General features: G+C 58.2%; 10 protein-coding genes. 1 reads left to right on the top strand and 9 read right to left on the bottom strand.

Annotated features, from left to right (window positions below; translation table 11 throughout):
* Nucleotides 1-316: 316 nt before the first annotated feature.
* The 9 genes from msrQ to mrcB form a co-directional block, all read right to left on the bottom strand.
* On the bottom strand, nucleotides 317-937 hold the full coding sequence (gene msrQ, locus TU79_RS15410) for a protein-methionine-sulfoxide reductase heme-binding subunit MsrQ (protein ID WP_057008765.1): 621 nt from the start codon (nucleotides 935-937) through the stop codon (nucleotides 317-319).
* Nucleotides 937-1,950 carry a protein-methionine-sulfoxide reductase catalytic subunit MsrP gene (msrP, locus tag TU79_RS15405; protein WP_057008764.1) on the bottom strand — a complete coding sequence of 338 codons (1,014 nt, stop codon included), beginning with the start codon at nucleotides 1,948-1,950 and terminating at the stop codon, nucleotides 937-939. The genes msrQ and msrP overlap by 1 nt, the downstream gene beginning before the upstream one ends.
* Before the next feature lie 63 nt (nucleotides 1,951-2,013).
* A complete protein-coding gene (pssA, locus tag TU79_RS15400; protein WP_057008763.1) occupies nucleotides 2,014-2,871 on the bottom strand; it encodes a CDP-diacylglycerol--serine O-phosphatidyltransferase in 858 nt (285 codons plus the stop codon).
* A 145-nt stretch (nucleotides 2,872-3,016) separates the two neighbouring features.
* Nucleotides 3,017-4,033, bottom strand: a complete 1,017-nt coding sequence (gene ilvC, locus TU79_RS15395; RefSeq protein WP_003234988.1) for a ketol-acid reductoisomerase — start codon at nucleotides 4,031-4,033, stop codon at nucleotides 3,017-3,019.
* Nucleotides 4,034-4,080: 47 nt separating this feature from the next.
* The gene (gene ilvN, locus TU79_RS15390) at nucleotides 4,081-4,572 is read right to left on the bottom strand and encodes an acetolactate synthase small subunit (protein ID WP_057008762.1); all 492 of its coding nucleotides are present in this window, start codon (nucleotides 4,570-4,572) and stop codon (nucleotides 4,081-4,083) included.
* Nucleotides 4,573-4,574: 2 nt separating this feature from the next.
* On the bottom strand, nucleotides 4,575-6,299 hold the full coding sequence (locus TU79_RS15385; protein WP_057008770.1) for an acetolactate synthase 3 large subunit: 1,725 nt from the start codon (nucleotides 6,297-6,299) through the stop codon (nucleotides 4,575-4,577).
* A gap of 432 nt (nucleotides 6,300-6,731) precedes the next feature.
* Nucleotides 6,732-7,061 (bottom strand): YqcC family protein, encoded by a 330-nt coding sequence (locus TU79_RS15380; protein WP_057008761.1) that lies wholly within the window; start codon nucleotides 7,059-7,061, stop codon nucleotides 6,732-6,734.
* Entirely contained in the window at nucleotides 7,061-7,795 is a 735-nt protein-coding gene (locus TU79_RS15375) for a tetratricopeptide repeat protein (RefSeq protein ID WP_057008760.1), read from the bottom strand. The genes TU79_RS15380 and TU79_RS15375 overlap by 1 nt, the downstream gene beginning before the upstream one ends.
* A 17-nt stretch (nucleotides 7,796-7,812) precedes the next feature.
* On the bottom strand, nucleotides 7,813-10,137 hold the full coding sequence (mrcB, locus tag TU79_RS15370) for a penicillin-binding protein 1B (RefSeq protein ID WP_057008759.1): 2,325 nt from the start codon (nucleotides 10,135-10,137) through the stop codon (nucleotides 7,813-7,815).
* A 119-nt stretch (nucleotides 10,138-10,256) separates the two neighbouring features.
* Here mrcB and TU79_RS15365 point away from each other — a divergent pair, with 119 nt between their 5' ends.
* Nucleotides 10,257-11,813: a bifunctional aminoglycoside phosphotransferase/ATP-binding protein gene (locus TU79_RS15365; protein ID WP_057008758.1), complete on the top strand. Its 1,557-nt coding sequence runs from the start codon at nucleotides 10,257-10,259 to the stop codon at nucleotides 11,811-11,813.
* The last annotated feature ends 75 nt before the right edge of the window (nucleotides 11,814-11,888 follow it).

Here is an 11,888-nt window from a genome sequence, read left to right as displayed (position 1 = left end):
TTATTTTCAGAAGCTTTCGAAGAATTCTTCAACAACTTCAACCACTTGCGCTTCCGATCTCTCGTTAGCGGGAGGCGAATTCTACAGCGTTACACGCTGCTGTCAACACCTCTTTTTATCCGCTTTCGACCGAGAAGATCGAAACGTTAATAGCGCCAAACAACACCGCACTATCAACTTCTTCCAGGCTTCGATGAACTGAAGCAACTCGCTGTCGAATCTTGCATAACTACTTGTTTACCAAGGAGTTTTCCGTTTCGACTGCGCCGGAAGTGGGGCGAATTATAGACGTCCAGGATTTGCCGTCAAGCACTAATTACAGTTTTGTTGCAGAAGCAGATTTTTTCGCAATAAGCCGGGGAATACGGCGCATCACAGGCGGGATTCGCAGGATCAGAAGCAACGCGCCTATAGAGGCGTAGACCGCCCACTCCTTCAGGTCTGCCCGTACGATCCACAACATGTGCAGCAACCCAAGCCCAAGAACCCCATACACCAGCCGGTGCAGCTTCTTCCAACGACTACCCAGTCGCCGCTGGCTATAGCGATTCGACGTGACCGCAAGCACCAGCAAACACAGGAAGCCCAGCGTTCCTACAATAATGTAAGGTCGCTTGCGCAACTCAACGCCCAGCTGTGACCAGTCCAACCCCAGCACGAACACGCAATAAGCTGCCAAGTGCAGCACCACGTAAGCGAAACACCACAACCCCAATTGCCGGCGCACGGCTATCCACCCCGCCCAGCCACTCAGTTTTTGCAGGGGCGTCATACAAAGCGTGATCAGCAACAGAATCAAGGTGCCCAGGCCAAGACGATCAACCAGGACTTTACCCGGGTCCGGGCCCAGCGCAGAGCTCCACGCCTCATAGAGCCAGAACAACGGCCATACAGCCGCTGCTATAAAGACGCCGATGCGCCAGATGGGATAACGCATCAGTAATTCTTCCGCAAATCCAGACCGGTATATAGAGAAGCGACCTCATCTGCATAGCCATTGAACATCTGAGTCTCCCGAACATTCGGGCTGAACAGGCCACTCGGCAATCGCCGCTCCCGGGCTTGTGTCCAGCGTGGATGATCAACCGCAGGATTCACGTTCGCATAAAAGCCATACTCATCGGCCGCGATACTCTGCCAGGTTGTTTTAGGCTGCTCGCTCACCAGACTGATGCGCACAATGGACTTCACACTCTTGAAGCCATACTTCCACGGCACCACCAAGCGCAACGGCGCGCCATTTTGATTGGGCAACTCACGCCCATACATGCCAACGGCAAGAATCGCCAGCGGGTTCATCGCCTCATCCAGGCGCAACCCTTCTACATAAGGCCAGTCGATCAGGCCGAAATTCGAGCGCTGCCCAGGCATGCTTTTTGGATCTTGAAGGGTTTCGAAACGAATGTACTTGGCCTTGGACGTAGGCTCGACCTGCTTGAGCAAGGCCGAAATTGGAAAACCAATCCAGGGAATGACCATCGACCACGCCTCGACACAACGCAAACGGTAGATCCGCTCTTCCAACTGATAGGGCTTCATAAAATCTTCCAGGGCATAGCGCCCTGGCTTGCCGACTTCACCATCGATCACCACGCTCCAGGGTTCGGTCTTGAGTGAACCCGCGTTACTCGCCGGGTCACCCTTATCGGTACCGAACTCATAGAAATTGTTGTAGTGGGTCGCGTCCTTGAACGGTGTGATGGCTTCGTCCTTGACGGTCACCGCCTGCCATTTCGTACCTGGCAACTTGTCGGCAAACCAGTTTGGCGCTTTGCCCGGCTCAACATCGGCATAGCGCGCCGTGTCCTCGGCAGCGGCCCAACGCGGCAGGCTGGCTGCAGCCACACCGGCAAGCGCACCACCAAGCATGCTGCGGCGGGAGAGGTAAAAGGATTCAGGCGTGACATCCGATTCGTGGCAATCGGACGCTTTAGGCAATTTGATTAACATGGCAACTCCGCAGCATTGGAGGACAGATGCACCAATAGACTGCGGAGTATGGGGGAAATTACATTAAGACAATGTTTTGTCCCGACGCATATGCAGCAGGTACTGAATCGGTCCGGAAGCCGCGTAGACCAGGAAGGCCAGCAGCAGGATGCGCGGCGGATCGCTGAATACCACCGCAAACATCAGCACCACTACCAGGATGGCCACAAAAGGCACTCGGCCCTTGAGGTCAAACTCCTTGAAGCTGTTGTACTTGATGTTGCTGACCATCAGCATGCCGGCAGCCGCAACCATCAGCGCCACCAGGAACGACATTTTCGAACCCTGGATGCCGTAATCACTGAATGCCCAGACAATGCCCGCGACCACACCGGCAGCTGCCGGGCTGGCGAGGCCGATGAAGTAACGCTTGTCGGCAGTACCGACTTGCGTGTTGAAGCGCGCCAGGCGCAGCGCGGCACCTGCGACATAAATGAAGGCGACCATCCAGCCCACCTTACCCATGTCACCCAGTGCCCAGGCAAATGCCAGCAGCGCGGGCGCCACACCAAAGGCAACCATGTCCGACAGCGAGTCGTACTCGGCGCCGAAGGCACTCTGGGTATTGGTCATTCGCGCTACACGGCCATCAAGGCCATCCAGCACCATGGCCACGAAAATGGCGATGGCGGCAAAACCGAAATACTTGCTGGCACTTGCCGCGTCACCTGCCGCCAGCGCGCTCTGGGCGCTCATGGAATTGATGATGGAATAGAAGCCGGCAAACAGGTTCGCCGTGGTGAACAGGTTCGGCAGCAGATAGATGCCACGATGCCTGACCTTGCGGCCTTCAGCGTCATGCCCTTCTTCGACATGTTCATCGATGGGCAGCATGCTTTCGGCGTCGTAAGCCTGGTTTGGCTCTTCGGGACGTTCGCTCATGGACTTTACCTTGCAACGGTGTGAAAAAAATTCGACAAATACTTGCGGCGAGTGTTCGCCCGCAAACGATGCAGCTTTATACCAGAACACGCCTCCCAAACGAAAAAACGCGGCCTAGGCCGCGTTTTCACTTGATGCGTACGACTTAGTTCTTGGCTTTGTCGACGATCTTGTTGGCACCGATCCACGGCATCATGGAGCGCAGTTGCTCGCCGATGACTTCGATACCATGAGCGGCGTTGTTACGGCGCTTGGCGGTCATCGAAGGGTAGCCGGTAGCACCTTCGCTGATGAACATTTTGGCGTATTCGCCGTCCTGAATACGTTTCAGAGCGTTGCGCATCGCCTGACGGGACTCGGCGTTGATCACTTCCGGGCCAGTCACGTACTCGCCGTATTCGGCGTTGTTGGAGATCGAGTAGTTCATGTTGGCGATACCGCCTTCGTACATGAGGTCAACGATCAGTTTCAGTTCGTGCAGGCATTCGAAGTAGGCCATTTCAGGCGCGTAGCCCGCTTCAACGAGGGTTTCAAAACCGGCTTTGACCAGCTCGACGGTACCGCCGCACAGCACGGCTTGTTCGCCGAACAGATCGGTCTCGGTCTCGTCCTTGAAGGTGGTTTCGATGATGCCGGTACGACCGCCACCCACGCCGGAAGCGTAGGACAGCGCAACGTTTTTGGCGTTGCCCGATGCGTCCTGGTAGATCGCGATCAGGTCAGGGATACCGCCGCCTTTGACGAACTCCGAACGCACGGTGTGGCCCGGCGCTTTCGGCGCGATCATGATCACATCGAGATCGGCACGCGGCACAACCTGATTGTAGTGAATCGCAAAACCGTGAGAGAAGGCCAGGGTAGCGCCCTTCTTGATGTTCGGCTCGATTTCATTCTTGTACAGCGCGGACTGGAACTCGTCCGGGGTCAGGATCATGACCACGTCGGCAGCTGCCACGGCGGAAGCCACGTCGGTCACTTTCAGGCCATGGGCCTCAGCCTTGGCGACAGTGGCCGAGCCTTTGCGCAGGCCGACGGTGACGTCAACGCCGGAATCCTTGAGGTTGCAAGCTTGCGCGTGCCCTTGGGAACCGTAGCCGATGATGGCGACTTTCTTGCCCTGGATGATCGACAGGTCACAATCTTTATCGTAATAAACTTTCATGAGGTTCCTCTATATATCCAGGCCGTAAGGCCATTCGCTAATTTGGGTTAGACGCTGAGTACTTTGTCGCCACGGGCAATGCCAGTGACACCACTGCGTACGGTTTCCAGAATCGAGGCCGTCCCGATCGACTGGATGAAGCTGTCCAGCTTGTCGCTTGTACCGGTCAGTTGAACGGTATAAACGCTGGCGCTCACATCGACGATCTGCCCGCGATAAATGTCGGTGGTCCGCTTGATCTCGGCACGTTGGGCACCCGTGGCCTTGACCTTGACCAGCATCAACTCGCGCTCAATGTGAGCGCTTTCCGACAGGTCGACCAGCTTGACCACCTCGATCAGCTTGTTGAGGTTCTTGGTGATCTGCTCGATCACCTCATCGTGGCCCACAGTGGTCAACGTCAGACGCGACAGCGTCGGGTCTTCGGTCGGTGCCACGGTCAGGCTTTCGATGTTGTAGTTGCGTTGCGAAAACAGGCCGACAACACGAGACAGAGCGCCGGGTTCGTTCTCCAGAAGCAGGGAGATGATGTGCCGCATGATTAGGTACGCTCCGTCTTGTTCAGCCACATGTCGCGCATGGAGCCGTCTTTGATCTGCATCGGATAGACGTGCTCGCTGGTGTCCACTTGAATATCGAGAAACACCAGGCGGTCCTTCATGGCGAACGCCTCTTCCATCTTCGGCTTCAAATCTTTCAGATCGGTGATGCGCATGCCGACGTGGCCATAGGCTTCAACCAACTTGACGAAATCCGGCAACGACTCCATGTAGGAATGGGAGTGACGGCTGCCGTAGCTCATGTCCTGCCACTGACGAACCATACCCAGCACGCCGTTGTTCAGGCAGACGATCTTCACCGGAAGGCCGTACTGCAGGCACGTCGATAATTCCTGAATGTTCATCTGAATGCTGCCCTCGCCAGTGACGCAGGCGACATCGTCATCCGGGAAGCTCAGTTTCACGCCCATGGCAGCAGGAAAACCAAAGCCCATCGTGCCCAGACCACCGGAGTTGATCCAGCGGTTGGGCTTGTCGAAGGTGTAGTACTGCGCGGCGAACATCTGGTGCTGACCCACGTCGGAGGTCACAAAGGCATTGCCCTTGGTCACTTCACACAGGGTTTCGATCACGGTTTGCGGTTTGATGATGCTGCCGTCGCCCTTGTTATAAGGGAACAGGCCGCGATCACCGCGCCATTCGTCGATCTGCTTCCACCAACTGGCGACGGATTCCTTATTCGGCGTTTCGCCAATGTCCTTGAGCGCAGCGACCATTTCGGTCAATACGCTTTCCACTGGTCCCACGATCGGCACGTCGGCCTTGATGGTCTTGGAGATGGACGCGGGGTCGATATCGATATGGATGATCTTGGCATTCGGGCAGAACTTGCTCGCGCCGTTGATCACTCGGTCATCGAACCGCGCGCCCACGGCCAGGATCACGTCGGCGTGGTGCATGGTTTGGTTGGCCGTGTAGCTGCCGTGCATGCCAAGCATGCCGACGAACTGACGGTCGGTGCCCGGAAATGCGCCGAGGCCCATAAGGGTATTGGTCACCGGCAGGTTGAGCAGCTTGGCCAGCTCGGTCAGTTGTGCGGAGCCGCCACCCAGAATCACGCCGCCACCGGAGTAAAGCACTGGACGCTTGGCCGCCAGAAGCATTTCTGCCGCCTTGCGGATCTGCCCCGAGTGCCCACGCACGGCCGGGCTGTAGGAACGCAGCTTGGCTTTCTTCGGAAAGATGTATTCGAATTTTTCAGCCGGATTGGTCATGTCTTTCGGGATATCGACCACCACAGGACCCGGACGACCGGACTGTGCGAGGTAGAACGCCTTCTTCATGACTTCGGGGATCTCCGACGCGTGCTTGATCATGAAGCTGTGTTTCACGATCGGCCGGGAGATACCGATCATGTCGGTTTCCTGGAATGCGTCGGTGCCCACCAGGGTGCTGGCCACCTGGCCGGAGATGATCACCATCGGAATGGAGTCCATATACGCAGTCGCGATGCCGGTAATGGCATTGGTTGCGCCTGGGCCGGAGGTTACCAGGACCACGCCGGCTTTACCGGTGGCACGGGCATAACCGTCAGCCATATGAGTCGCGGCCTGTTCGTGGCGAACCAGGATGTGGGTAACAGCCGGTTCCTTGAACAGTGCGTCATAAACATGAAGCAGAGCACCACCTGGGTACCCGTAGATATAGTCGACGCCTTCGTCACGCAAAAAGCGGACGAGCATCTCACCGCCAGATAAAAGCTCCACGTTGTTCACCTCTAAAACGCCAGAATACCGTCCGTTGAAAAACCGACGGGTCTTAATAGGTTTACTTCTCAACAGAGCATGAGCGACGGTGGTCGCCGACTACGTCAGCACTGACTGAGCAAGTATTGGGATCGTCCCAAGTGTTGCGGGCTTTTCCCACCCAGCGCGAGGTAACGCGTTGCGGGTGTAACAGGTCGGCGCGGATGTGCGCCTCATGATCTGCCGAGCGGGCCTGCTTCTGGCAGTCCCGATACAGCGGACTTTGGATTCTTCTGTTTCAGGCCGTTCAAGTCAAGCAATAATTGCGCTTTTTTCCAACTAAGCGCATGAGAACGTAGAAGAAAGGCGTTGGAGGAGGGATAAAACTCGCCTGAATGTCGTCAAGCGGTAGAAATATGCGCAAGACTGCCGAAAAACCCGACAGCCAGGCAATTAACGAGCGTCGACGATCAATTGGTCGAACTTTTTCAGCGCATTGCGCAATCCAAGGCTTTCCCGTGGCCGATCGGCATAAACCATCTCGGCCATCTCCAGGATCCCTGAAGCGTTGGGCAATGGCAGATCCTGTTCAAGAATCTTCTTCATGCGTACCAGGAAGATCCACTGCAGCCACTGGTGAAAGTCCAGTGTGTCGACCGAGAAAGGCTCGACACTGCTGAGCGCCTCCATGCTGGGGGATTGCTCATCCCACCAGCCTTGCACACGCAACTCGCGCTCAATCAGCAATAACTGTTCGGCAATCGCTGGAAAACGCTCATCCATCAGAGGCTGACCTTGGCTTTCTGGCGGGCCTGGGCAGCGCCGGCAGCATCGCCCTGGGCGGCACGCGCATCACCGATCAAGGCCCACAGGCTGGCTTGCAGGTCGGGGCGACCGTTGGCCAGGCTCAGCCCACGGCGGGCAAACTGTTCGGCTTGCGGTGCATCGCCCTGGGCCATGCGCACTTGCGCCAGGCGATACAGCACTTGCGGTTCACGCGGCGCCACACGCTGGGCACGTTCAAGGCTTGAGGATGCACCGTTCAAATCGCCACCCGCCTGTTGTTGCTGGGCGGTGGTGAGCAAAGCCAATACCGGGCCATCCAATTGCTCGTCAGCAGACAGGCCACCGCCAGCGGAGGACGACGGAACGCCGCTGGGCGCCGACGGCATGCTGTACGAACCCTGATTGATCGGTGCCGCCTGGACCGGCGCGGTGTCGATCGGTGCGGAGCTGCTCGGACCGGGTGTCCACGGCTCGGAACTGATCGGTGCCGCAGTGGCGGCGCCGCTGCCCGGCACCATCACCACCACGCCCGAATCCTGAGGCATTGCCTGAGGTTTGGCCTGCGCCGGACGGTTGGTCACGGTCTGGCGGAAGCCGCCGTTAGCCGAGATCCGGTCATTGCTGGAAGCGTTGCTGCTCGCATCCACCACGGGAATCGAGCCGCGCTGCACGCTGGAGCAACCGCCCAGCAAGGCCAGGACGGTAATAGCTGGAATCCACAACTTGTTCACTTGAAACCCTCGTTTGCTTAATGCATCCAGCCCTTGACCCAATCCATCACCGAATCCGCATCCGCAGGCGCACTGCCACCGCATGCGGGACCGGGTGGTGGCTCGCTGCCGCGAATATACGGCATCTGTACTGCGCCCGGACAGTTGGCATCAGAACCTTGCCCACTGTGCGGATCAATCCAGGCCTGCACAATGTTGTCCGGCTGCGGCATATTCAGCGGCAACGGGTCGGCCTTGCGCATGAAACTGGTCCACACCTGCAGCGCACCGGTCGCGCCGGTGAACGGCGTCTTGCCGTTATCGTCACGGCCCAGCCACACCACCGCCAGCACATCCTGGCCGAAGCCGGCGAACCAGCTGTCGCGCGAATCGTTACTGGTACCGGTCTTGCCCGCCAGTGTCAGGTTCGATGGCAGCACTTTATAGACCGAGCTACCGGTGCCTTCACGCATCACGCGTTGCATGGCGTTCTGGATCAGGTAGATGGAGCCTGCATCGAAGCGCTGCTGAATCTGGAACGGGTAACGCTTGAGCGGCTCACCGTCGGCCGTGAGCACACTGCGAATCCCGCGCATCGGCGTGTTGAAGCCGCCGTTGGCGAGGGTCTGGTACATGGTCGTGACCTCCATCGGCGTCATCGCACCCGCCCCCAACAGGATCGACGGGAACGCCGGGAATTCGCGGGTGATACCCAGCCTTGCCAGCGTTTTGAGCACATTAGGCACGCCCACTTCGAGGCCCAGCCGCGAGGTGGAGATGTTGTAGGAATGCGCGAGCCCCTGATAGAGAAACACCGTGCCATGGGAGCGTCGATCAAAATTCTGCGGCGTCCACACTTGGCCGTCAGCCCCCTTGACCGACAACGGATCATCGGAGAGCCAACTGGTGAGGGTGTATTTGCTCGGTTTTTCCAACGCCGTGAGGTAGACCGCCGGCTTGACCAGCGAGCCAATCGGCCGCACCGCATCCAGTGCGCGGTTGAAGCCGGCAAAACTGGGCTGACGGCTGCCGATCATGGCCTGAACTTCACCGGTCTCCGGGTTGGTCACGACCATGGCCGCTTCGACTTCATCGGAACCTTTACGCCCGGTAAGGCGCTTGAAGGTGTCGTTGACGGACGCCTCGGCTTTCATCTGCAAAATCGGGTCAAAACTGGTGAAGATGCGCAGGCCCTCTTCGGTCAAGTCTTCGTCGCGATAGTCTTCACGCAACTGGCGTTTGACCAGATCGATAAAGCCCGGGAAGGAACTGTCCGCCAGCTTGCCGCGGGTCGTCACGCCCAAGGGCATTTTCTTCGCCGCGGCAACCTGTTCAGCGGTAGCGACGCCCTGCTGCTCAAGCACATCCAGTACCAGGTTACGACGCTCCAGCGCGCGCTCCGGGTTGCGACGCGGGTTGTAGTAGGAGGGGCCCTTGACCATGCCCACCAGCAAGGCGACTTGATGCAATTTCAATTCGGACAACGGTTGGCCAAAGAAGAATTGACTGGCCAGACCGAAACCGTGCACCGCACGCTGGCCATCCTGGCCGACGAAGACCTCGTTGAGGTACGCCTCGAGAATCTCCTGCTTGCTGTAGTGCAGCTCCAGCAGCATGGCCATCATGGCTTCGGTGAGCTTGCGGGTCAGGCTGCGCTCACTGGTGAGGTAGAAGTTCTTGACCAATTGCTGCGTCAGCGTACTGCCGCCCTGGGTCATCTTGCCGCCGGACGTGTTGATCCAAATGGCGCGTGCAATCGACTTCGGCGAGACGCCCCAGTGGCTGTAGAAATCGCGGTCTTCCACGGCGACCAGGGTTTCCAGCAGGTAAGGCGGCACCTGATCGAGCTTGATCAGGATGCGGTCTTCCAGGTTTTTAGGATAAATCCCACCGATCATCAGCGGTTCAAGGCGCACCACCGGTAGCTTCGAGCCGTTGAGCGACGACAGCTCGGCCACGTAATCACCGGAAAACCGCACGCGAACCTGCTGGGCTTTTTCCAGTCCTTCATAGAACTGGAAGCCGCGCGTGTTCAGGTCGACGGTGTTGCCGCTGACAGCCGCAGCGCCAGGACCATTGCTCACGGGTTCGCGGCGATAGCCCAGGGCATCGAGCTCGGTGAGGAAGTCGTCCTTGCTCAGCTTTTGGCCGGTAAACAGCTCCAGCGGGCGGGCGTAAACCTTGGCCGGAATGGTCCAGCGCTTGCCGGAGAATTTCTCCTGCACCACCGCATCGAGGTACACCGCGAAGCCGGCGAGCACGACCAGGCCCACGAGGCCGAGCTTGAGCGCCCAGCCAAGCCATGGGCGCAGGCCACGGGAAGGAGGTTTTTTACGGGAACGGGGAGATCGGGATCGAGTCATGGCGGCGGATTATACGCACTTTATTTGATGATCAACATGAGCCGGACAGCGGTTTGCACGACCGTCCGTAGCGGCCATAATGCCCGCCATGAATTTTTCCAGACTCTGAAGGATCGCCCGTGAGCCAGTCCCTGATCGCTGCCCTGCAAAACCCGGCGTTGTACCCGCATCCGGTTGAAGCGTTCCACGTCATTGAGACCCATATTTCCTGGGTCATCCTCACCGGCCCCTACGCCTATAAATTGAAGAAACCGATGAACTTCGGCTTCCTGGATTTCACCGATCTGGAAAAACGCGGTCACTTCTGCAATGAAGAACTGCGCCTCAACCAGCGCCTGACCAAAGATTTGTATCTTGAGGTGTTGCCAATTACCGGCACTGCCGAATCCCCACAGGTGGGCGGCGACGGGCCGGTGATCGAATACGCCCTGAAAATGCGCCAGTTTCCGCAAAGCCAGATGCTCAGCACCTTGCAGGCCAATGGCGAACTGACCAGTGCACACATCGACGAGATGGCCCGGCAGATCGCGCACTTTCACCTCACCGCCCCCAAAGTTCCTCAGCAACATCCGGCCGGCACGCCGGACGAAGTGATGGCACCGGTGCGGCAAAACTTCGAACAGATTCGTCCCTTCCTTAGCGACAAGGCCGACCTGCTCCAGCTCGAAGCACTGCAAGCGTGGGCCGAAAGCAGCTTCGAGCGCCTCAAGCCACTGCTGGCCCAGCGCAAGGCCGAGGGTTTTACCCGCGAGTGTCACGGTGATATTCACTTGGGTAACGCCACCGTGATTGATGGCCAGGTGGTGATTTTCGACTGCATTGAATTCAACGAGCCGTTTCGTTTCACCGACGTATACGCCGACACCGGTTTCCTGGCCATGGACCTGGAAGACCGTGGGCTCAAGTCTTTGGCACGGCGTTTCATCAGCCAGTATCTGGAACTGACGGGCGACTATCAGGGCCTGGAAGTGCTGAACTTCTACAAAGCGTATCGCGCGCTGGTACGCGCCAAGGTCGCGCTGTTCAGCATGCCAAGCGAAGCAAGCCCGGTGCAACGCGCCACCACGCTGCGCCAGTACCGCAATTACGCCAACCTGGCGGAGAGCTACAGCACTATTCCGTCGCGCTTTCTGGCGATTACCCACGGTGTGTCGGCCGTGGGCAAGAGCACCGTCAGCATGCGTCTGGTCGAAGCGCTGGGCGCCGTGCGCCTGCGTTCGGACGTGGAGCGCAAGCGTCTGTTTGGTGAGCAGCAGGTTGAAAACGTGCCACAGGCGGGCATCTACGCAGCCGATGCCAGCGCGAAAACCTACGCGCGCCTGAACGAAATCGCCGACACCGTGCTGCGCGCCGGCTTCCCTGTGGTGCTGGACGCTACCTTCCTGAAACGCGAGCAACGCGAAGCCGCCGCCAAGGTTGCCGAGGCCACAGGCGCGCCGTTCCTGATTCTGGATTGCAAGGCACCGCAAGCCGTTATCACCAATTGGTTGGCGCAGCGTCAGGCGGACAAAAACGATCCTTCCGACGCTACGCTGGCGGTTATCGAAGAACAGCACGCCAATCGTGATCCGCTGACAGCCGAGGAGCTGATCCTCAGCCAGCGGGTAGAAACCAATGAAAGCGGCACGCTGGATGCGTTGGTCGCGCATATCCGTCAGCGTTTGCCGGGCTTGTAAGAAAAGTTTCTTGGTCGTGTCGTCGGCTTCGTCGCACGACCATGCAATAGTGGCACTATAATGGCCTACAACCTC

Origin of the sequence: Pseudomonas trivialis (genome assembly GCF_001439805.1) — a bacterium.
GTDB lineage: Bacteria > Pseudomonadota > Gammaproteobacteria > Pseudomonadales > Pseudomonadaceae > Aquipseudomonas > Aquipseudomonas trivialis.
This window is presented reverse-complemented; position numbering and strand designations above follow the sequence as displayed.